We start from the raw sequence: 20,015 nt of genomic DNA on the forward strand, positions 1-20,015 counted from the left end.
GAAATTTATGTTCTAAGTTTCTTTTTTCTTTCCAAGGCTACTGTTCCATATTACAGACCCAGTGGCCATTTCTATCCTACTGTACCTACTATTCTTATTTGTTTGTTATCAGGAATCTCCTGATACGACAAAACATGAAAGTCATGAGAGATATTACGCACAAATCGTGCCAATACTGCACGTATGCCTGGTTGTACCACTAATACAGAACTCTCTTGTTTTGCCTGCTGCTGCATTGCTAATTGTGTCAAAGAATGTTGCATTTTATCCGCCATTCCTGGCTCAAAGTTTACGCCTCCAGTCCCACTGCTCTGAATAATGTTTTGCAATAATTGTTCCAACTCGGGTTTTAACGTAATAATTGGCAGTTCCTCGTGAATTCCACTGATTTTTTGTGTGATTAATCGCGATAAGGCAATCCGTACCTGACTGATTAAAAACTCAGTATCCTTAGATTTTGGCGCTAACTCCGCCAAAGTTTCGACTATAGTGCGTATATCCGTTAGTGGAATATGCTCGACTAATAATCCTTGTAATACTTTACTGACCATTCCTAAGGAAAGACCATCTGGAACCAACTCTTTCACTAATTTAGGTGAGTTTATTGCAAGCTTATCTAAGAGCTGTTGTGTTTCTTCATAACCTAATAATTGCTGACTGTTTTGCTCTAATATTTGGCTTATGTGGGTCGCAACAACTGTTGAGGTATCAACGACGGTATAACCTAAGGTATGTGCCTGTTCTTTTTGACTCTCATTAATCCAGACTGCTTCCATACCAAATGCCGGATCATGGGTTTTTATTCCTTCAATGTCACCAAAAACTTGTCCGGGGTTTATAGCCAAGCAACGGTCCAAATGAATTGCGGCCTCGCCCATTACAACTCCGGCCAAACTAATTCGGTAATGGTTAGGCTTTAAATCTAAATTATCACGTACATGTACCGAAGGAATTAAAAAACCCAGCTCTTGAGATATTTTCTTGCGCACCCCTTTTATACGAGAAAGTAAAACCCCTCCTTGTGACTGATCCACTAAAGGAATCAGACGATATCCTACTTCAAGACTAATCACGTCAACAGGGTTCACATCATCCCATGATAGTTCTGATGAAATATTGGGACCTTGCACCGCCAGCGACTCACTTTCCTGACTGAGTTGTTCCTTACGTTTTACTTTTTCTTGTTGTTGAAACAAATAAGCAATTCCCGCCAGACCAGCAGCAAGTAAAATAAATGCTACATGAGGCATTCCAGGAATAATACCAATCAGCCCGATAATCGCTGCAGCAATAACTAATGAGCGTGGATTTGCCAGTAATTGAGAAATAACTGCATGCCCCATATTCTGTGCACTGGAAACTCGCGTAACAATAATGGCTGCGGCAGTTGATAAAACTAAAGAAGGAACTTGCGCAACCAAGCCATCACCAATGGTTAATAGAATATAATTATGCAATGCATCTGCAACTGTCATCCCATGCTGAAAAACACCAATAATCAACCCACCAATAATGTTCACAACCAAAATTAAAATCCCAGCAATTGCATCACCACGAACGAATTTGCTGGCACCATCCATAGAGCCGTAAAAATCGGCTTCCTGCGCTACCTCTAATCGACGTTTTATCGCCTGTTCTTGATTAATTAGACCCGCATTCAGATCAGCATCGATAGCCATTTGCTTCCCAGGCAAAGAATCCAAAGTGAAGCGCGCACTGACTTCAGATACACGGCCAGCACCCTTGGTGACCACAACAAAATTTATAACAACCAGAATAATAAATACGACAAGACCTACCGCATAGTTTCCCCCAATAACCACTTCACCAAATGATTGAATCACATGTCCAGCAGCATCAGTTCCTTTATAACCATTTAATAAAACCACACGAGTTGAGGCTACGTTTAAAGACAATCGCAATAAGGTTGCAAGCAATATGACGGTTGGAAATACGGCAAAATCCAGAGGCCTTTCACTGTATATCACCGCTAACAGCACGACTAAAGAGAGAGCAATATTAAAAGTAAAAAACACATCCAATAAAAAAGGCGGCAAAGGCAACATCATCATGCCAAGCATCATGATGAGCGCCAAAGGTGTGCCTAAACCTTGACGCATCCAATATTGAATATAGTGCAATGCTTTATTCATTAGCAGTCTCCTCTGCTTCGCGTGCTAATTCTGGTGGAATAGGAACATCCTGTAACACAGTAGGCTTATAATCATAACGCTCCTTATCACGCAGTTGAAACACGTAGGCTAAAACCTGGGCTACAGCGACGTAGAGTCCCCTTGGTATTTCTGCATTTAATTTGGTAGAAAAATAGAGGGCGCGAGCTAACGGTGGCACTGTAATAATAGGAATTTGATGTGACTTTGCAACATTACTAATTTGGAAAGCAATCAAGTCCTTACCCTTTGCCACCACTATTGGTGCTTTATGACTCTTATCTTTGTAGCTAATTGCCACCGCATAATGCGTGGGGTTCGTTAACACCACATTTGCTTTAGATATTTCATTCATCATACGTCGGCGTGAAATTTCTTGTTGCGCACGCCGAATAGCACTTTTTACCTCTGGCTTACCTTCTGTTTCTTTATATTCATCCCTCAATTCTTGCATCGTCATTTTCATATTTTTTTGATGCTCATACCATTGAAAAGGTACATCAAAAGCAGCAATCAAAATTAAACTGGCGGAAATCAATACAAATGATTTCACAACAATTAAAGAACCACTCCCAATCGCTGTTTCTACAGGAACATGGGCTAAAGCTAATAATGCAGGAACTTGTGTTTTAAGTACTGCTATGGCGACAACTGCAACAATGAGGAACTTAAAAAACGATTTGATCATTTCGGCAAAACCTTTCACCGAAACCATCCGTTTAAGCCCTTGAAATAGATTGAGTCGTGAGAATTTGGGCTGTAGGACTTGTCCACTAAAAACCCAACCGCCCATAAGCAACGGAGCCAATAAGGTAATAAAAAAAATCACAACCAATAAGGGCACTAAAGACCAAAACCCCATCTTAGCTAAAAAAAACAAACGCTCAAAACTCTTTGTTGGCGTAATAAGAACTCGTGTATCAAACTCAAAAGCATGGTGCATCATAGTTGCCATTTGATGTGCTAATTGCTTTCCAAAAATAAGAAAGCCCAAAGCAGTAAAGAGTAAGGTCACTGTAGTATTGAAATCTTTCGAGCGAGCAACCTGCCCCTTTTGTCGCGCTTCTCTGAGCCGTTTGGCCGAGGGCTGTTCGGTTTTTTCTTGTGCTTGTTCTTGATCCGCCATCAGCGCAACATCCCTATCATAAAACGCACCCCATCATTGATAAGATCAGCCATTTGTGCAGCAACACTCGGCAAACCCACCTTAATCACAACCATTCCCATGATTAACGTTATAGGGAATCCTAAAGAAAAAATATTTAATTGCGGTGCCGCCCGAGCCATAATCCCGAAGGCAAGGCTCACAATAAGTAAAGACAATAAAGCAGGAATTGAAATCAATAATGATTGTTTAAACATCCAACCTGAAAATAAAATAACATTCCATACCATAGATTGAGTAACTGAAAGCTGTCCTATAGGCATCATTCTGAAACTATCTAATAAGGTCTCAAAAACCGCCAAATGTCCATTAAGCGCTAAAAAAATTAAGGTCATCATCATTGAATAAAGCTGACTAACCAATGGAACACTGGCTCTGCTGGTAGGGTCCATCATCACCGCAAAACTAAGTCCAGCCTGCATTGCAATAATTTGTCCACCCAAAATAAAAACCTGAAAAACAAGTTGTAAGACAAATCCCATTAACAATCCAAAAAGCAATTCCTGGATAATGTATCCCAAAAAAACACCTTTGAAATTCAGGAATGAAAGCTCTTTAGGAACCATAAAAGCGCAGACACAACTTAAAAAGAAAAGCAAAATAATTTTAATGCGACCAGGTATTAACATAGAGGAAAATACAGGTACTGTAAGCAATAAACCACCAATACGTCCCATGGGCCATATAACCTGACTTACCATGCTTATTATTGTTGGATAATCCAGCTTCATCTTGGGGTTAGCCTATTAAATAAGGAATATTGGTAATTAACGAATCCGTGTAATTCACCATCGTCTTCAATAACCAAGGGCCAGCAAATACGAGCATCAAAAAAGTAATAAATAATTTGGGTATAAAACTCAGACTCGTTTCATTAATTTGTGTTGCCGCTTGAAACATGGACACGATAACTCCAACAATCAAACCAGGCAGAATGAGTACGGTGATCAATAACAGCATCAAATACACACCTTCACTGAATATAGAAACTACAGACTCTGGGGTCATATTATTTCCCTATAATTTTATAGCCTTTTTACAGACTCTTCTTTCTTTTTAATTCACTTCATCATGCCTTTAACTCATGGCAAAACTTGATGCCACTGATCCTAAAACAAGTGTCCAGCCATCAACCATAACAAAAAGCATGATCTTAAAGGGTAATGAAATAATTAAAGGCGATAACATCATCATACCCATAGCCATCAGAACACTGGATACCACCATATCAATAATCAAAAAAGGTAAAAATAAAATAAAGCCAATCTGGAATGCTGTTTTTAATTCACTGGTGATGAACGCAGGAATCACCACACTCATGGGGACTTCATCAAGCGTAGCTGGATTTTTTTGCGCAAATTTTTCAAACATGGATAAATCATTTTTGCGTGTCTGATTGAGCATAAATTCACGTAGAGGCACTTGTGCATTGGCTAAAGCCTGAGGAAATTTTATGGTCTCTGCAAGATAAGGTTGTACTGCAGTATCATTAATTTTATTAAATACGGGTGACATCACAAAATAAGTCATAAATAAAGCAATGCCAATTAAAATTTGATTGGTTGGAGTTTGGGCCATGCCTATAGCCTGGCGCAAAATAGAAAGCACTATAATGATTCGTGTAAAAGCTGTCATTGCCATCAACATTCCAGGCAAAACAGTTAACAAAGTCATAAAAATCAAAATTTGGAGGTTAACGCTGTAGGTTTGTTCTCCGTTTGCTCCAGGTTGTACTGTCATTGCTGGTAAGGATAAAGGTGCCGCCTGCAAAGCCACAGGAACACAACAAAATAAAATAACAAACAATGTAACCTGGGTGCGGCGCAGCGAAACCCGGGATTTAAAAGCACTCATTACTATTTCCATTAAGTCCCATACAGAGGATAACCAGTTCCGTACGTATAAATTCATTCTATTCATCTTATGATTTCACAACCGATTTAAGCAGATCTGCAAATGAAGATTTATTTGTAGTATCAAAGCCTGGTGGCAATTGTTCACCAAAATCATGGAGTAACGTGACATTTCCAGCACCTGAGCCAACCAACAAATAACGTGTTCCTACTTTTAACAAAGTGATTTTTTCCTTTGGTCCCAAAAGCATAGAGGCCACAGATTGAAATCCTTTTGCCGACCCCATTTGCATACCATGTAAACGCTTCACTACCCAAGACAATACAAGGATGAGCAATAAAACCAATAATAAGCCCATCACAACACGCATGAGCTCTCCTTGACTGAGTACACTTTGCATTATCTTAATCGCTTAATTCGTTCTGCTGTACTAACAATATCAGTTAATCGCACACCAAATTTATCATTCACCACAACAACCTCGCCATGCGCAACCAGAGTGCCATTAACCAAAACATCCAGTGGATCACCCGCTAAACGATCCAGAGCAACAATACCTCCTTGGTTTAATTGCAGTAAATTACGAATGGTCATTTTGGTACGACCAATTTCTACCGTCACGGATACCGGTATATCCAAAATCAAATCCATTTTCTCACTGTCTGCATCCTGAGGAAGATTATTGGCTGGTTTTGGTTGTTCTATTGCTTCTTGAGACATTATTTATCTCCCTAATAACTAATATTTTTTATTATTTTTACTGCGCGTTTGTCATTTGCAGTACCTTGAGTTGCCGTAAAACCTGGAGTCCCTTCAATATCTAAAGTAACTATTTCTTTCATGTCCATAGGGATGAAGTCACCTACTTGCCATGACATCACTGCCCCCAGAGTACTTTTTGTTTCAGCCATTGCCGAACTGACAGTTAACTCAACATTCATTAACTCTTCTTTCAGTGATTTAACCCAGTTGGGATCAATTTCATCATCAGGTCGAGATGCACCAAGCTCCAATTGCTCTTTAATCGGCTCAACCATGGAGTAAGGTAAAATGAAATAGAACGTTCCAATTTCTTTGCCAAAATCCATAGAAAAACGGGCTACCAACAGCATTTCATCAGGTTCTGCAATATTGACCAACTGTGGGTTTGTTTCATCATTAAATTTGGTAATATCAAGCTGGATAATTGGCTTCCACGCCTGAGTCAGATTGGCAATGAGTTTTTTGGTAATGACATCCATCACACGCAACTCAGTCGCAGTAAAATCAGTTCTGTCTTTTTGAGCAAAAAATTGCGAGCTTCCACCAAAATAATAGTCGACCAGATCGTAGACGAAAGTACTATCAAAAAGAATAATACCTTTACCTCGTAATGGTTTGAATTTAGAAATACACATTAAGCTTGGATTGGGTAAGCTCTCCATAAAGTCGCGATGCTTTATAATGAGTAATGGATCTTGTTTAATCTCAAAATCTTTGGCGGTGACATTATAGACATCCGATGCAAATAAGCGCGCAGCGCGATCATAAATTCTATCTAATACTGGTAACTTGCCTTTGACGATGCGTTCTTGAGCAGTAAAGTTAAGAGTTTTTACATCATTTTCTTTTGTTTCTACTGTCTCAAATACAGCTTCTGCTACCTGTTTTTTTTGACCTTTTGCTTTTTTATGCCCAGCTTTTTCAGGAGCCCCTGTAGTCTCTGTTGAGTCTTTATGCACTTCTTCAGGAGTTTCGCCTACAGTTTTCAGCAGCGCATCTATTTCTTCTTGTGATAAAACGTTTTTATCAGCCATATAAGCAATCCATACTAATTTTTAAGCTTGAATTCACTCATTAAATTCAAGCAAGTATCATGATTTTTCTATTGAATGACTACGATATGCAAACTGTATGCCATTTGTGAAAAAAGGTTTTATTACATTGCTATTAGATGAAGCGCGTTTCCCTTCTACTCATAGGGAGAGGAGACTAAGTGGCAGTATTATCCTAGGTGCTGCACCCAGGCTACAATTTAAATGGAAATAACCGTGATGCAGGCGATTTGACAGTCAAAAAAATTTTATGCCAATCATTTGACAATGTATTCAAATTAACGAGAAACAATGCAGGTAATTTTACTCATTCGTCTCTTGCTGGCATTTTGCCTGTGCCATTCTTCGGCAATTATCCTGGCAATCAATTTGCTCTGAGTTTAAGCATTGAGAATTAATACAATCCTGGCTCGTATTGTTGATGCACTGCGATTTGTCATACTTCTGTGCGCCTATATTATCCTGAGGAATATCCGCCGCGAAAAGTGAAAGAGAAAAAAAGAAGCTCAAAAAGCTTAAAAAAGTTTTCATCATAATTCCTTTTAATTATGTTTCTAAATGAATTATAGTCTTAATATTGAAAATAATTGAATCACGAAAAAAATGCACAGCAAAACACAAACGCTCAGCAATTTTAGCCGTGCACACTTTAGTCAGTCCTCCTGTCTACGTCCAGATGATGAAGCGCAACTCGTTGATTATCTGGCACATAACCCGCAACAAAATCTACTCGTGCGAGGCTCAGGTTTAAGTTATAACGACAGTTGTTTTAATACCAATGGATTTATTATCGACAGCAGACGCTTGAATCATTTGATCGATTTTAATCACGAGACAGGGATTGTGCATTGTCAAGGTGGTGTATCACTTAAAGAGTTATTTTTAGTACATCCTGATTTCATTCCACCCGTTCTTCCTGGCACAGTCCACATTACAGTGGCAGGTGCAATTGCTCACGATGTACATGGAAAAAATAATCACCAGGCTGGTAGTTTTGGCCACCATCTCATTGAGTTTGATTTATTGATTGGTAGTAAAAAATTCCATTGCAGCCGTGAAAAAAACAGTGACTTATTTTATGCCACGCTTGCAGGATTAGGCCTTACAGGCGTTATTACTCGTACCGCGATCCGTCTTAAAAAAGCATCTCGTTTTGTGCAAGCAGAACACAAACCATTTGCATCCATGCAAGCACTAACAGAATATATGGCCACTGAAGGTATTCATCATGATTATCAAGTATCCTGGCTTGATCTTCTTAACCCAACACCACGAGCGATTCTTTCGGTAGCGGATTATTGTGAGCCAATTAACGATAAAAAACCCAAAGTTCATACCGTACCTAAAGTGCCCTTTTCTTTAATCAAAGCATGGAGCATGAAATTATTTAATCAGCATTTTTTTAACAATAAAAAAGGGCATGAAAAACTATCGCTTGAACAATTTAATAATCCGCTTGATAAGCTCTTGCACTGGAATAGACTTTATGGTCCTAAAGGATTGATCCAATTCCAAGCAGTATTTAGTGCTGAGCAGGTTAGAACTACTTTGGATAAGCTGATTCAATTAATGCGGATTAATAAAGCAACACCTACTCTTGCAGTCCTCAAGTTATGCACACAAGCAGGAGAAGGATTACTTTCTTTTTGTGAACCAGGATTTACCTTAGCGGTTGATTTTGTTCATAACAATCAGGCGAAACAAGCGATACGTGCAATGAATCAATTAATCACTGACCTTAATGGTCGAGTTTATTTAGCGAAGGATTTGCTTTTGAATCAAGAACAATTCCACAGTATGTATGAGAACCATCAGCAATTTTCTCAGACACTGGAGCACTATGGATGTACAATGCACTCTGATCTGGCAAAACGATTAGGGATAAAAAAATGACGCAAAGAACTTGGGTAATACTTGGTGCAACCTCCATTATTGCAGAAAAATTTGCACATATTGTTGCTCATGAAGGACATCAATTGCTCTTGGTAGGCCGCCAACAAACCCCGCTGCAAATCATTGCGAACGATATCAAACTGAGATATAAAACAAGCTGTGATGTGCTGATTGTGGATCTGCTTGAGCAGTTGGATGAACTACTCACTGTATTAAAAACAAATGATCGTGAATTGGATTTGTTCATTGCCCACAGTGATTTCACTAATAACGATCATCTGAATTATGAAACAATTACACACCTCATTAAACTCAATATTCTAAGTACATCTTTAATCATCCATACCTACTTGAGTCGTCAACAAAAAGAATATAATTTACTATTTCTAAGTTCCGTTGCAGCATGTAGAGGACGCTCCAAAAACAGTCTTTATGGCGCAAGCAAAGCAAGTATTGAAATTTATCTCCAAGGCTTACAACAATCCGCCAGCGACAACCAACACATTACAATCGCCCGCTTGGGTTTTATTGACACCAAGCAAACTTATGGCGTACCTGGAGTTTTTTATGCGGCACCTGCAGACGCTTGTGCAAAAGCATGTTGGAATGGATTAATGCGTCGAAAAAAAATGTTTTATTATCCTTATTTCTGGCGAATGATTATGGCGATAATCACTCGTTTGCCATTCTTTCTTTATAAGAAAATGGGTAAGGTTTGATCGTATCTTTTGAGTTTTTAAAGCGCTCCGAACAGAGCAAAAGTATTAGTCTTATTTATTAATGCATCTCCTATTCTATATTGAACAAGAGATGCAATTTCATTTTTTCTGTATTTTATTATGCAAATACATTTTTAGCTACATCGCCATTCGTCATTCTGATGCGAGTGAGGAGTCTTTGCGGTATGGTAGAATCTCTCACTGTTTGAGATAACAGAGTAAATTAAAATTAACCAATTAAATACAACTGCTGCAAGCAGCAGTTGTATTTTAATGTCACTGCAACTATATATATTTCCCCTACATAAGTAATTATTTAAAGATCTTAACCATAGGTAAGATTGTTTTTATCAATCCAAAAAATTGTAAAATGTAGATGACGAGTACAATAAGTACCAGCACATTTAACAGGCTTTTAATTGATGGGGGCATAGGAATAAAAGTATCTATTAGCCATAATACTAACCCAAAAACAACAATTACAGCGATCAAATTCAGCAACCCGCTCATAATTATCCTTATTAAGATGGTTTTCTGTATAAAATTATAGCAGATTTACAAATACTTAGCTTTTTTAATATCCAATTAGATCATAATGTAATTGTAGTGATGATTCGTATCGCCATTATCCCTGCATGTATTAAATAATTCGTTGACAAAAACACGCAAAACAACCGTAGGCTGGGCTGTTGTTAAGCCCAGCGTTTTAACATCGCTCTAAATATTTCCCTCTTGGGAACAACCATGGATAGACACTTGCTAATTGTATATATAATGATAAGTGGGTAAGCAAGAAAAACGCTGGGCTTAACAGCACAGCCTACTTTTCCACAGTCAAAATAAGGGAAAAAGATGTTTGCAGAGAACTCCGAATTACACTGTGCTAATCCGGTAACATTATTCGCTTTGTGTACCTGTTTTTTCCTTCAATAGATCACGAATTTCCGCTAATAAAGTTTCTTCCCTTGATGGTGGTGTTTCTTTTTTTTCTTCTTTTTTTCTTAATAAAGAAATCCCTTTGACTGCTATAAAAATTGAGAAAGAAATGATGGTAAAGTCAATCACTGCTTGGAGAAACTCGCCCCACTTCACAACTGCATCTCCGAGTGTAAACGTTTTATTGGCGACATTGACACCACCTAATAATAGACCAATTAAAGGCATGACAATACCACTAACTAAAGAACTAATGATTTTGCCAAATGCAGCGCCAATCACTACTGCAACAGCGAGATCAATTGCATTTCCTTTAACAGCAAATTGTTTAAACTCTTGTAAAAAACTCATGTCATCTCCTTATAGATGGTTATTTTACAAAAAGTAGCCTAGAGTTCACATCTTATTCACCAAACGGTTACGGGGAAAAGCCAGGCTACATCAAATCGATTTATGAATGGTGGCGAACCATTTCTCTAATTTCTTCTATCTTTTTCTCCAAGTCATCCGGAGCAACGCCGCCGCCCTGAGCCATATCATCTCGACCACCACCCTTTCCACAAAGATGTCTTACCAAAGTAGCTGCTGTAGGTGCTTTGCCTAAAATATTTTTACTCACCCCAGCAATCACATTCATTTTACTTTGATCGAGGGTAAATAAAACAATCACTGCAGAATCAAGTCTTGATTTCAATTGATCCAAGGTAGTACGCATGGTTTGGCTGTCTGCGCCTTCCAATTGTTTCACAAGCAAATTGATTCCATTGATTTTTTCCACCTCATTTGCCAGATCAGCACCTGATTTTTGTGCTTTCTCACTTTGTAATTTGGCAATTTCTTTTTCCAAACCTTTATTTTCAGTGATGAGTTGTGCGATTTTATCCGCTAAATTATTTGTTGTGGTTTTTAATAAAGAGGCTAATTCGCTCAACAAAAATTGTTGCTCATTAACCCAGGTTAAAGCATAACGACCAGTCACCAGCTCGATACGTCTTACACCACTGGCAATCCCATATTCCGCAACAATTTTAAATAGACCGATATCACCAGTCCTTCGTGCATGTGTCCCACCACAAAGTTCTTTAGAAAACTCTCCCATGGATAATACACGTACTTCATCTGTATATTTTTCTCCGAAAAGAGCAACAGCACCACTTTTTTTAGCCGATTCAATATCCATAACTCGGGTTACAACTTCATGATTCGCACGAATTTGATCATTAACTAATAGTTCAACTTCTTGTATTTGCTCTGCAGTTAATGATTCAAAATGAGAAAAGTCAAAGCGCGCACGCTCTGCATCTACCAAAGATCCTTTTTGCTGTACTTGTGGCCCGATGACTGTTTTAAGTGCGGCGTGCAATAAGTGCGTTGCGGTATGATTTAAACGAATAGCCTCGCGGCGTTCATTATCAATTTGTGCTTTAACCAACAGATCTAAAGTACCAGTGCCTTCAACTACTTCTCCATAATGCACTATGGCTTGGCCTTTCTTTTGTGTGTCATCGACACGAAAACGTAAACCTGCACCAGTTAAAATGCCCTTATCACCTACCTGCCCTCCACTTTCCGCATAAAACGGTGTATGGTCAAGGACCACAGCCCCTTTCATACCTTTATTTAAGGTGTTTACTTCTTTTCCTTCCTGAAGTAAGGCAATAATTTTTGATTCCATTTCCTTTTTTTCATACCCATGAAAATCAGATTGGTAATCTAATTGTGCACTAGTACTATAATCAACACTGAATTGGCTGGCTGCCTGAGATTGCTCTCGTTGTTGTCGCATCAATTGATTAAAGCCATCCATATCTACATAAAGATTTTGTTCTCTGGCTATATCCGCTGTCAAATCAACAGGGAAACCATAAGTATCATACAGTTTAAACGCGATTTCCCCAGATATTTCGTGGCCACCCAGAGAATGCATTTGCTCTTGTAATAAACGCAAACCCTGATCAAGCGTACGAGCAAACTGATTCTCTTCTTGAGTAAGAATTTTCTCTACATGGCTCTTATATTTTATCAATTCAGGATAAGCATCGCCCATGACTTTAATTAAGGGCTCAACTAACTTTGAAAAAAACGGTGTTGGTAAACCTAACTTATTACCATGTCTTATTGCTCTTCTAATAATTCTTCTCAGCACATACCCTCGTCCTTCATTGCCAGGAATCACTCCATCAGCAATTAGAAACGCACATGATCGAATATGATCGGCGATGACTTTTAGCGAGGTATGATTTAAATCGATATTATTTCCAAGTTGCGCAGTAGATTGAATCAAATATTGGAATATATCGGTTTCATAATTGCTGTGTACGCCTTGAACTACTGCAGCAAGTCGCTCAAGTCCCATACCTGTATCCACGGATGGTTTAGGTAGAGGATGCAGATTCCCATCTTTATCGCGATTAAACTGCATAAAAACTAGATTCCAGATTTCTATATACCGGTCGCCATCTTCATCAGGGCTTCCTGGAGGACCACCTGGGATTTGAGGACCATGATCATAAAAAATTTCAGTGCAAGGGCCGCAAGGACCGGTATCGCCCATAGACCAAAAATTATCTTTTTCACCACACCGTGAGAAACGTGTGGCTGAAACGTTCATTTCTTTTAGCCAAATATCTTCTGCTTCCTGATCGTCTTTATAAACAGTCACCCACAAACGTTCTTCAGGTAAACGCAGAACTTGAGTCAAAAATTCCCAAGCAAATTTTATGGCCTCACGCTTGAAATAATCACCAAAACTAAAATTACCTAACATTTCAAAAAAGGTATGGTGTCTTGCTGTATAACCCACGTTTTCCAAATCGTTGTGCTTACCGCCTGCACGCACACAACGTTGTGCAGTGACTGCCCGTTGATAAGAGCGGGTTTCAAGTCCTAAAAATAAATCCTTAAATTGCACCATACCTGCATTGGTAAATAATAAAGTAGGATCATTAGCAGGAACTAAAGAGCTGGACTCCACGAGTTGATGGCCACGTTGTGTGAAATAATCAAAGAATGCTTGTCTAATTTCAGAACTTTTCATTTTCTAATTCAATACCAATTTGAGTTAATTTTTATCTGTAGCCTGGGTGCAGTACTCTTCATCATCCCAAGCACAGCAAGGGATAACGTCCCAGGTTTCGCTACGCTGCACCCAGGCTACAAAGCTATTTTTTTCATTCCCCAAAGACTACGATCTCATTTTTATCTTTTCAATTCTTTTTTCACTTGAACAATGGTATCCATTCCAAATCCACGATACAGCAAAAAACGCTGTTGTTTTTGCAATTCATCAAAAGAAAGATCAAGTTGTCCTTTACTTTTTTTATGCCAAACATCTAATGCATAAGTCAACCAATTATCTTCTTCTTGTCGCATGAACTGCTGAATTAATTCCTTATCAATTCCTTTACTGCTCAATTCCTGGCTTATTTTTAAAGGTCCATAACCCTGCCGTATACGTGAACGACTGTATATTTCTACAAAACGTCGATCACTTTGTAAATCCAAGCGCCGGCATTCATCCAATGCGTTGTTTACTTCAACTACACTATATCCTTTTTGTTTTAACTTCTCATACAGTTCTAGTGCACCGTGCTCGCGCCTAGACAACAGGCGCACAGCACTATCAAATGCTTTAGTCATCGGCGGTCTCAAATTCTTCCGCACTGGCTGCCGCAAGCATAGGTAATTTCTTCTCTAAGAGCTCAGTACGAATGAGCTGCTCAAGAGTTACTGCAACTTGAGGATTCTCCTTCAAATACAAGCGAACATTATCTTTGCCTTGGCCAATTTTCTCTCCTTTATAACTGTACCAAGCACCAGATTTTTCAATCAGATTGAGTTGAACACCCAAATTGATGATTTCACTTTCACGAGAAATACCTTCGTTATAGAGAATATCAAATTCTGTCATCTTGAATGGTGGGGCCACTTTATTCTTCACTACTTTAACTCGTGTTTCGCTTCCTAAGATTTCCTCACCTTTCTTAATTGACCCAATGCGGCGAATATCTAAGCGAACAGAAGCATAGAACTTCAATGCGTTACCACCAGTAGTTGTTTCAGGGCTGCCAAACATGACACCAATTTTCATACGAATCTGGTTAATAAAAATAACTAGGGTATTAGACCGTTTAATATTAGCAGTTAATTTACGTAACGCTTGTGACATGAGTCGAGCTTGTAAACCAACATGTGAATCCCCCATTTCTCCTTCGATTTCCGCTTTGGGAGTCAATGCAGCAACAGAGTCAACAATAATTACATCCACAGCTGCTGAACGTACCAACATGTCGGTAATTTCTAGAGCTTGTTCTCCAGTATCAGGCTGAGAAACCAATAACTCATCCACATTAACACCCAGCTTTTGTGCATAGCTTGGATCTAATGCATGTTCTGCGTCAATAAATGCGGCCGTACCACCCATTTTTTGACACTCGGCAATAACTTGTAAAGTTAGCGTGGTTTTACCAGAAGACTCTGGTCCATAAATTTCAACGACACGTCCTTTGGGTAAGCCACCAATTCCCAATGCAATGTCCAAGCCTAACGATCCTGTTGAAATGGCTTCGATGTCTCGGGATACGGTGCTGTCGCCCATACGCATCACTGATCCTTTACCAAATTGACGTTCAATTTGCGAGAGAGCGGCTGATAATGCTTTTTGTTTATTTTCTTCCATAATATTTTCCAGGTAGTTTGCAAGGGTAAAATTATCACACAGATAGGAACAAGCAGCAAATTGATTCACAGGTTTAAAATGAGTTTTTTCACTCAAGCCCGAGCCACGCAAAGTTGTATAGAAAATCATCTTTTTGCCCTACTACTTCATTTAACTGGTAGCCTAAGCAGGACACAGAAATTATAAAATTAATCACCCCAGAAAATATTATCTTTAATTCTTTTGTTAAGAAGCATTTCTTCCAAGTCAATATCACAATTATTGATCTAAATTTCATTAAATGGTATAATTTTAAAACGAACGAAGGGTGGCAACTATGCAAAGTAAACATGAACAACCGTCACTAATTTCTAATGTCGCATCCACGGCATTATGCGCTGAGCGCGCGGTAATGAATATTACTCGTTCTGCTAAGCATCTATTTTTTCCTACAGCAGATGAATCAAGAGTAAGCTTTATAGATCGTACTCAAGTTGAACTGAAACAAAAAGGATTCGAGATAGCTAATGATTTAACCAGCATCGTTCCACGAAAATAAAGTACCTAGTAAAAATTTTTTCCATTTTTAATATAGGACAGAAGGCCTGATAACACGACTTCGCATGCAGCCAAGCGTATATCTTGTCGGTTTCCAGTGAATTGTTTTCTTACTACTTTAGAATTTATGTCTTTAGCTGCCCACCCAAAACACACAGTTCCTACTGGCTTTTCAAGACTGCCGCCATCTGGACCAGCAATACCAGTAACTGAGACAGCCACATGTCCCGCACTATGTTGTAAGGCACCAGTCGCCATAGCTTGAGCAACAGGCTCACTCACTGCACCATATTCTTCGATTAATTGTTTAGGAATAGACAATAACTCTTCTTTAGCAAGATTACTGTACGTAACAAATCCACGCTCAAACCAAACTGAACTTCCAGGAATGTCTGTGAGATAGCTTGCAACAAGTCCGCCAGTACATGATTCAGCAGTAACTAATTGCCAGTTCTTTTTCTTTAAAATAGCAGCAATTTCTTTGATGAGATTGTCAAAAGGATTCATAAATATACCAGAAATATTCCTGGGTTATGGCTTACGCCGTCACCCAGGTTAAAATCTTAGTGTTGTGTTTGGTTTTGGGTTCCACCAGCAGGTTGAGCTGGTTGTGTTGTTGTAGTGGTATTATTTTCAGTTCCAGCAGTCGGTTGCTTATTACCTTGCTGACCGCATGCAGTTAAAGCAAGCGCTAAAAACCCAGTTGCTGCAATTATTGCGAAACGATTCATTACATTCTCCCTATAGATTAATATTTTTTTTAAATCCCTTTAGATTCTAGCAAATAAATTTAAATTCAACCATGACCTGTTGATATTTCAACAAAAAAGTCAAAGCCTGTAGCACTATCTTATCTTAATAGTCTAAAAAATTAACAATCCATTGGGCAAATACGGCATCATCACATGGTTGCTGTAGTGATTTTAATCCACACTCGACTAACTCCTCACCAAGTCTGTTTTTCCGCATTTCAATCAATGCTTGGGAATAAACTTTACTAAATTCAGGATGACCTTGCACAGTAAGCAGGTTGTCACGAATTTGCAGCATATAAAACGGACAAAAATCACTTGCAGCCAGAACCTCTGCTTCAGAAGGAAGAACTAAAACTTGATCCTGATGGCTCACAATCAAGTTAAGCTGATTAAGGGATGGAGACATCCATGCTTTGCGTTGGGTCATTTTATTAACGGACATTCCTACCCCCCAACCCTTAGGCGATTTTATAACCTGACCTCCTAAGGCTTTCGCAATAAGCTGATGACCAAAACAAATCCCTATAACCTTTTTGTTTGCTTCATGAAGCCGCAATACAAACTCTTCAAGACCTGTAATCCAAGGGAAACCATCGTTAACACCATGACGGCTACCAGTAATAATATAAGCATCAGCAGCATCGAGATGACTTGGTAATTCATCACAACGCACATCATAAACAGTGAATGTCAAATTCGACGCTACTTGCTGTAGTAGCTTGATATACATGTCTTGATAAGTGCCATAAGTCGCAACCAATTCTGTCTCGACTTGATCACATTGCAAGATTCCAATATTCATGTCGCTCCTTTAAGGTGCTTCTGCCAATCTAATCACTAGTCTACAAAGGATATGGATCCCCATGGATAGCTGCCGTAAGAATATTTTTATATTGCAAATCATCAAAAAGAATTGGATTACTTTGTGCGGAAGGATCTTCTGTCGCCATTGTCGCAATACGAGCCACATCATGCGCATCAATACCAATTTCAAGCAAACTGTGCTCGATACCTAATTCACGACGTAAATGTAATATCCATTCCAGAAATCCAGCAAATCCATTATCAATTGCTAAGTAATTCGCTAAGCGCACTATTTTTTGTTCAATTACGGAACGATTGGCTTGCACTACATACGGCATTAAAATTGCATTTAATCGGCCATGATGCGCATCATAGATTGCACCCAATGGATGAGCGAGCGCATGCATTGCACCTAACCCACGCTGAAACGCTGTTGCTCCCATCATCGAAGCAACAAGCATTTGTGTTCTGGAATCTAAATCATTGCCATTACGCATGACTTGCGGCAAATGTTCTTTTATTAAACGTATCCCTTCAAGAGCAATCCCCTCTGCCATGGGATGATAATTGGGTGCACAATAGGCCTCTAGACAATGAGATAATGCATCCATACCCGTTGCTGCAGTAATCTTCGGTGGTAAAGCGACCGTTAATTCAGGATCTAAAATAACGATGGAAGGTAACATCTTTGGATGAAAAATAATCTTCTTTCGTTGGTGCTGCGTATCGGTTATCACCGAAGCACGCCCAACTTCCGAACCAGTACCTGCCGTGGTTGGTAGTGCTATAATAGGGGCGATACCTGCAACATTCACTCGTTGCCAATTATCTCCAATGTCTTCAAAGTCCCATAGGGGACGGTTTTGTCCAATCATTAATGCAATTGCTTTGCCTGCGTCTAAAGCAGAACCGCCTCCAAAAGCAATAATTCCATCATGTTGGCCACTTCGATAAGCTTCCACGCCAGCAAAGACATTTTCACCTGTTGGGTTTGCTTTTACATCTGAAAATAAAGCACCATGCAAACCCGCATTACGACAGTTCGCTAATGCTGATTCAATCATAGGTAATTTTGCAAGATTGCTGTCTGTGACTAACAAAGGGGATTTCATCCCCAGAGTATGGCACGCATCGACAAGTTCGCATGCACGCCCTGCCCCCACCTTTATTGAAGTGGGATAATTCCAGTTAGCCTTTAATGATGATGTACTCATTTATAGATCCTTTTCTGGAGTCTGTTTACAATTCCCCCAGTTCAAGTCCGAGGGAATTGTAAAATAACCCCTAATTGTTTGTTTTTATATGAAAAGACTTAGGTCTGGTTAATACCTCATATCCTATAGAAGAAAGCGTACACCCACGTCCAGAATTTTTGACTCCAGTCCAAGCCAACGCAGGATCCAAATAATCACAACGATTGATAAAAAATGTTCCTGTTTGGAGCTGTTCGCCAATGGCAATTCCCTGCTCTATATCTTGAGTAAAAACAGCGGCTGTTAAACCATAATCACTGTCATTCATTAGTGCAATCGCTTCATCGTCGCTATCAACAGGCATAATACCTACTACGGGTCCAAATGTTTCTTCAGTCATTATCCGCATTTTATGGTTTACTTCCGTTAAAATCTGCGGAGCCATGTACGCAGATCCGGGTTGATCCATAACAAATTTTTGGCTATCGATATGGGCTACAGCACCTTGTGCCAACGCTTCTCGAATCTGGCCACGAACAAACTCTGCGGCAGAGGAGCGCACGAGTGGTCCTAAAGTTGTATTCGGATCATCAGGACGTCCAAGTCGATACTGCATCGTCAACGCTACTGCTTTATTAACAAACTGCTCATAAACATCTCGGTGGACGTAGATACGCTCAATACCACAACACGATTGGCCTGAATTAAAAAATGCACCATCCACAAGTGTTTCTACCGCGTGATCAATATCAGCATCGAAACGTACATATCCAGGATCTTTTCCCCCAAGTTCTAAGCCAATATTCAAAAAACGTCCTGCCGTAACACGCTCCACCATCTCGCCACCAGCAACCGAACCCGTAAAAGCAACATTATTTATTGCAGGATGATACAAAACCTTTTCTGTATCTGCATGAGTTAGATGCAAATACTGAAATACCCCTTCAGGGAGATTTGCCTCTCTAAATGCTTGGGCAAATCGTTCCGCAACAAGTGGTGTTTGCGCTGAATGCTTCAGTAAGACAACATTTCCGGCCATAATAGCCGGGATAATCGCATTCACTGCGGTAAGGTAAGGATAATTCCATGGAGCAATAACAAAGGTCACTCCTAGTGGTTCTCGTTTGATGTAACGAATAAAACCTGTTTTTTCAGGCAGCATAATCGGCGCAAGTGCGGCACTTGCGGCAGCAATCATATAACGTGCACGCTCCTCAAAACCATTAATCTCTCCTGCAGCAGAGCGGATTGGGCGTCCCATTTGCCAGCAAATTTCCCAGGCAATCTCGTCCTTATTAGCAACTAAGGCATCTACAGCTGCGCTGCAATAGCGCTCACGCTCGCTCAAAGTGGTATTAGCCCACAGCTTTTTGGCACTTAATGAGCGGTCCAAAGCGAATTGGATTTCATCATCTTTAGCAAAAGCACGCTCTACATAAAGCGAATTATCTATAGGCGAATAAGTTTTCAATGTATCGTTCATAATTTCGAAAATC

General features: G+C 39.4%; 22 protein-coding genes. 3 read left to right on the forward strand and 19 right to left on the reverse strand.

From position 1 onward, the window contains the following. Positions 1 to 71 precede the first annotated feature (71 nt). From flhA to BGO44_RS02060, 9 genes are all read right to left on the reverse strand, one after another. Positions 72 to 2,153 (reverse strand): flagellar biosynthesis protein FlhA, encoded by a 2,082-nt coding sequence (flhA, locus tag BGO44_RS02020; RefSeq protein ID WP_058512338.1) that lies wholly within the window; start codon positions 2,151 to 2,153, stop codon positions 72 to 74. Further along, a complete protein-coding gene (gene flhB, locus BGO44_RS02025; protein WP_058512337.1) occupies positions 2,146 to 3,297 on the reverse strand; it encodes a flagellar biosynthesis protein FlhB in 1,152 nt (383 codons plus the stop codon). Before flhB ends, flhA begins: the two co-directional genes overlap by 8 nt. Continuing rightward, positions 3,297 to 4,067: a flagellar biosynthetic protein FliR gene (gene fliR / locus BGO44_RS02030; RefSeq protein WP_058512336.1), complete on the reverse strand. Its 771-nt coding sequence runs from the start codon at positions 4,065 to 4,067 to the stop codon at positions 3,297 to 3,299. The genes flhB and fliR overlap by 1 nt, the downstream gene beginning before the upstream one ends. Positions 4,068 to 4,074: 7 nt before the next feature. Next, positions 4,075 to 4,344, reverse strand: a complete 270-nt coding sequence (fliQ, locus tag BGO44_RS02035; RefSeq protein WP_058512335.1) for a flagellar biosynthesis protein FliQ — start codon at positions 4,342 to 4,344, stop codon at positions 4,075 to 4,077. Positions 4,345 to 4,413: 69 nt separating this feature from the next. Further along, positions 4,414 to 5,190 carry a flagellar type III secretion system pore protein FliP gene (fliP, locus tag BGO44_RS02040; RefSeq protein WP_058512334.1) on the reverse strand — a complete coding sequence of 259 codons (777 nt, stop codon included), beginning with the start codon at positions 5,188 to 5,190 and terminating at the stop codon, positions 4,414 to 4,416. Between the two features lie 67 nt (positions 5,191 to 5,257). Beyond that, positions 5,258 to 5,590, reverse strand: coding sequence for a flagellar biosynthetic protein FliO (gene fliO / locus BGO44_RS02045; RefSeq protein ID WP_058512333.1), 333 nt, complete (start codon positions 5,588 to 5,590; stop codon positions 5,258 to 5,260). Further along, complete coding sequence (gene fliN / locus BGO44_RS02050; protein WP_083504015.1) at positions 5,590 to 5,910, reverse strand: flagellar motor switch protein FliN; 321 nt, start codon at positions 5,908 to 5,910, stop codon at positions 5,590 to 5,592. Before fliN ends, fliO begins: the two co-directional genes overlap by 1 nt. An 11-nt stretch (positions 5,911 to 5,921) precedes the next feature. After that, the gene (gene fliM / locus BGO44_RS02055; RefSeq protein ID WP_058512332.1) at positions 5,922 to 6,986 is read right to left on the reverse strand and encodes a flagellar motor switch protein FliM; all 1,065 of its coding nucleotides are present in this window, start codon (positions 6,984 to 6,986) and stop codon (positions 5,922 to 5,924) included. Positions 6,987 to 7,307: 321 nt separating this feature from the next. Next, positions 7,308 to 7,538 (reverse strand): hypothetical protein, encoded by a 231-nt coding sequence (locus BGO44_RS02060; RefSeq protein ID WP_237760523.1) that lies wholly within the window; start codon positions 7,536 to 7,538, stop codon positions 7,308 to 7,310. Positions 7,539 to 7,607: 69 nt separating this feature from the next. On the opposite strand from BGO44_RS02060, the gene BGO44_RS02065 reads away from it, so the two are divergent. Beyond that, the gene (locus BGO44_RS02065) at positions 7,608 to 8,897 is read left to right on the forward strand and encodes an FAD-binding oxidoreductase (protein ID WP_273199080.1); all 1,290 of its coding nucleotides are present in this window, start codon (positions 7,608 to 7,610) and stop codon (positions 8,895 to 8,897) included. Continuing rightward, a complete protein-coding gene (locus BGO44_RS02070) occupies positions 8,894 to 9,616 on the forward strand; it encodes an SDR family NAD(P)-dependent oxidoreductase (protein ID WP_273199079.1) in 723 nt (240 codons plus the stop codon). Before BGO44_RS02065 ends, BGO44_RS02070 begins: the two co-directional genes overlap by 4 nt. Before the next feature lie 312 nt (positions 9,617 to 9,928). Here BGO44_RS02070 and BGO44_RS02075 read toward each other — a convergent pair whose 3' ends face one another. The 5 genes from BGO44_RS02075 to recA all read right to left on the reverse strand — a co-directional run bounded on the left by BGO44_RS02075 (position 9,929) and on the right by recA (position 15,230). Next, positions 9,929 to 10,126: a Thivi_2564 family membrane protein gene (locus BGO44_RS02075; protein ID WP_058512328.1), complete on the reverse strand. Its 198-nt coding sequence runs from the start codon at positions 10,124 to 10,126 to the stop codon at positions 9,929 to 9,931. A gap of 387 nt (positions 10,127 to 10,513) precedes the next feature. Next, positions 10,514 to 10,903, reverse strand: coding sequence for a large-conductance mechanosensitive channel protein MscL (gene mscL, locus BGO44_RS02080; RefSeq protein ID WP_058512327.1), 390 nt, complete (start codon positions 10,901 to 10,903; stop codon positions 10,514 to 10,516). Positions 10,904 to 11,003: 100 nt separating this feature from the next. Further along, entirely contained in the window at positions 11,004 to 13,589 is a 2,586-nt protein-coding gene (gene alaS, locus BGO44_RS02085; RefSeq protein ID WP_273199077.1) for an alanine--tRNA ligase, read from the reverse strand. 161 nt (positions 13,590 to 13,750) lie between these two features. Beyond that, the gene (recX, locus tag BGO44_RS02090) at positions 13,751 to 14,191 is read right to left on the reverse strand and encodes a recombination regulator RecX (protein ID WP_058512325.1); all 441 of its coding nucleotides are present in this window, start codon (positions 14,189 to 14,191) and stop codon (positions 13,751 to 13,753) included. Further along, on the reverse strand, positions 14,184 to 15,230 hold the full coding sequence (gene recA / locus BGO44_RS02095) for a recombinase RecA (RefSeq protein ID WP_058512486.1): 1,047 nt from the start codon (positions 15,228 to 15,230) through the stop codon (positions 14,184 to 14,186). Before recA ends, recX begins: the two co-directional genes overlap by 8 nt. A gap of 316 nt (positions 15,231 to 15,546) precedes the next feature. Here recA and BGO44_RS02100 point away from each other — a divergent pair, with 316 nt between their 5' ends. Next, positions 15,547 to 15,768: a hypothetical protein gene (locus BGO44_RS02100; protein ID WP_058512324.1), complete on the forward strand. Its 222-nt coding sequence runs from the start codon at positions 15,547 to 15,549 to the stop codon at positions 15,766 to 15,768. A gap of 5 nt (positions 15,769 to 15,773) precedes the next feature. On the opposite strand, the gene BGO44_RS02105 is transcribed toward BGO44_RS02100, so the two are convergent. From BGO44_RS02105 to BGO44_RS02125, 5 genes are all read right to left on the reverse strand, one after another. Continuing rightward, entirely contained in the window at positions 15,774 to 16,274 is a 501-nt protein-coding gene (locus BGO44_RS02105; RefSeq protein ID WP_273199075.1) for a CinA family protein, read from the reverse strand. Between the two features lie 56 nt (positions 16,275 to 16,330). Then, on the reverse strand, positions 16,331 to 16,498 hold the full coding sequence (locus tag BGO44_RS02110) for a hypothetical protein (protein WP_193393443.1): 168 nt from the start codon (positions 16,496 to 16,498) through the stop codon (positions 16,331 to 16,333). A gap of 124 nt (positions 16,499 to 16,622) precedes the next feature. Continuing rightward, the gene (locus BGO44_RS02115) at positions 16,623 to 17,324 is read right to left on the reverse strand and encodes a glutamine amidotransferase-related protein (protein WP_058512322.1); all 702 of its coding nucleotides are present in this window, start codon (positions 17,322 to 17,324) and stop codon (positions 16,623 to 16,625) included. A gap of 40 nt (positions 17,325 to 17,364) precedes the next feature. Next, positions 17,365 to 18,540 (reverse strand): iron-containing alcohol dehydrogenase, encoded by a 1,176-nt coding sequence (locus BGO44_RS02120; RefSeq protein WP_273199070.1) that lies wholly within the window; start codon positions 18,538 to 18,540, stop codon positions 17,365 to 17,367. Between the two features lie 70 nt (positions 18,541 to 18,610). Further along, on the reverse strand, positions 18,611 to 20,002 hold the full coding sequence (locus BGO44_RS02125; protein WP_058512320.1) for an aldehyde dehydrogenase family protein: 1,392 nt from the start codon (positions 20,000 to 20,002) through the stop codon (positions 18,611 to 18,613). Between the last annotated feature and the right edge of the window lie 13 nt (positions 20,003 to 20,015).

The organism is Legionella sp. 39-23 (assembly GCF_001897665.1).
Lineage (GTDB): Bacteria > Pseudomonadota > Gammaproteobacteria > Legionellales > Legionellaceae > Legionella > Legionella steelei.

Coding starts and splice junctions, on each gene's coding strand:
- flhA (WP_058512338.1), bottom strand. CDS start 2,153: ATGAATAAAGCATTGCACTATATTCAATATTGGATGCGTCAAGGTTTA.
- flhB (WP_058512337.1), bottom strand. CDS start 3,297: ATGGCGGATCAAGAACAAGCACAAGAAAAAACCGAACAGCCCTCGGCC.
- fliR (WP_058512336.1), bottom strand. CDS start 4,067: ATGAAGCTGGATTATCCAACAATAATAAGCATGGTAAGTCAGGTTATA.
- fliQ (WP_058512335.1), bottom strand. CDS start 4,344: ATGACCCCAGAGTCTGTAGTTTCTATATTCAGTGAAGGTGTGTATTTG.
- fliP (WP_058512334.1), bottom strand. CDS start 5,190: ATGAGTGCTTTTAAATCCCGGGTTTCGCTGCGCCGCACCCAGGTTACA.
- fliO (WP_058512333.1), bottom strand. CDS start 5,590: ATGCAAAGTGTACTCAGTCAAGGAGAGCTCATGCGTGTTGTGATGGGC.
- fliN (WP_083504015.1), bottom strand. CDS start 5,910: ATGTCTCAAGAAGCAATAGAACAACCAAAACCAGCCAATAATCTTCCT.
- fliM (WP_058512332.1), bottom strand. CDS start 6,986: ATGGCTGATAAAAACGTTTTATCACAAGAAGAAATAGATGCGCTGCTG.
- BGO44_RS02060 (WP_237760523.1), bottom strand. CDS start 7,538: ATGATGAAAACTTTTTTAAGCTTTTTGAGCTTCTTTTTTTCTCTTTCA.
- BGO44_RS02065 (WP_273199080.1), top strand. CDS start 7,608: ATGCACAGCAAAACACAAACGCTCAGCAATTTTAGCCGTGCACACTTT.
- BGO44_RS02070 (WP_273199079.1), top strand. CDS start 8,894: ATGACGCAAAGAACTTGGGTAATACTTGGTGCAACCTCCATTATTGCA.
- BGO44_RS02075 (WP_058512328.1), bottom strand. CDS start 10,126: ATGAGCGGGTTGCTGAATTTGATCGCTGTAATTGTTGTTTTTGGGTTA.
- mscL (WP_058512327.1), bottom strand. CDS start 10,903: ATGAGTTTTTTACAAGAGTTTAAACAATTTGCTGTTAAAGGAAATGCA.
- alaS (WP_273199077.1), bottom strand. CDS start 13,589: ATGAAAAGTTCTGAAATTAGACAAGCATTCTTTGATTATTTCACACAA.
- recX (WP_058512325.1), bottom strand. CDS start 14,191: ATGACTAAAGCATTTGATAGTGCTGTGCGCCTGTTGTCTAGGCGCGAG.
- recA (WP_058512486.1), bottom strand. CDS start 15,230: ATGGAAGAAAATAAACAAAAAGCATTATCAGCCGCTCTCTCGCAAATT.
- BGO44_RS02100 (WP_058512324.1), top strand. CDS start 15,547: ATGCAAAGTAAACATGAACAACCGTCACTAATTTCTAATGTCGCATCC.
- BGO44_RS02105 (WP_273199075.1), bottom strand. CDS start 16,274: ATGAATCCTTTTGACAATCTCATCAAAGAAATTGCTGCTATTTTAAAG.
- BGO44_RS02110 (WP_193393443.1), bottom strand. CDS start 16,498: ATGAATCGTTTCGCAATAATTGCAGCAACTGGGTTTTTAGCGCTTGCT.
- BGO44_RS02115 (WP_058512322.1), bottom strand. CDS start 17,324: ATGAATATTGGAATCTTGCAATGTGATCAAGTCGAGACAGAATTGGTT.
- BGO44_RS02120 (WP_273199070.1), bottom strand. CDS start 18,540: ATGAGTACATCATCATTAAAGGCTAACTGGAATTATCCCACTTCAATA.
- BGO44_RS02125 (WP_058512320.1), bottom strand. CDS start 20,002: ATGAACGATACATTGAAAACTTATTCGCCTATAGATAATTCGCTTTAT.